The sequence below is a fragment of the Raoultella sp. T31 genome (assembly GCF_002806725.1).
GTDB classification, from domain to species: Bacteria; Pseudomonadota; Gammaproteobacteria; order Enterobacterales; family Enterobacteriaceae; genus Klebsiella; species Klebsiella electrica.
In genome coordinates, this window is the sequence record NZ_PIBO01000103.1 from 1 (window position 1) to 454 (window position 454).

Genomic DNA, 454 nt, shown 5'->3' on the forward strand with positions numbered 1-454 from the left:
ATAACATGTGTGTCGTTTCAATTTTCAGCTTGATCCAGATTTTTAAAGAGCAAAACTTCGCAGCATACCTTTTCAGGTACACTCTGAAGTTTTCTTGTTGTACAGCAGTAAAGGATGGTGGAGCTATGCGGGATCGAACCGCAGACCTCCTGCGTGCAAGGCAGGCGCTCTCCCAGCTGAGCTATAACCCCATCGTAAGACTTTCTCTGTTTACCGGTAATTCATACTGAGACAAGGCGTGGAAGGGCGAAGCATACTGAAGTATGCGAGTCGTTTCACAACGCAGTATTCAGGATGAATTTGGTAGGCCTGAGTGGACTTGAACCACCGACCTCACCCTTATCAGGGGTGCGCTCTAACCACCTGAGCTACAAGCCTGCAGAGATTTTTACTGCTACTTTTTCATCAGACAATCTGTGTGAGCACTACAAAGGCAGGTTCTTCAGGTAAGGAG

Annotated in this window: 2 tRNA genes; both read right to left on the reverse strand. The window is 47.1% G+C overall.

The window, feature by feature from the left end:
- Positions 1–115 precede the first annotated feature (115 nt).
- Positions 116–191, reverse strand: a tRNA-Ala gene (locus tag CWM52_RS25925).
- A 110-nt stretch (positions 192–301) separates the two neighbouring features.
- Positions 302–378, reverse strand: a tRNA-Ile gene (locus CWM52_RS25930).
- Between the last annotated feature and the right edge of the window lie 76 nt (positions 379–454).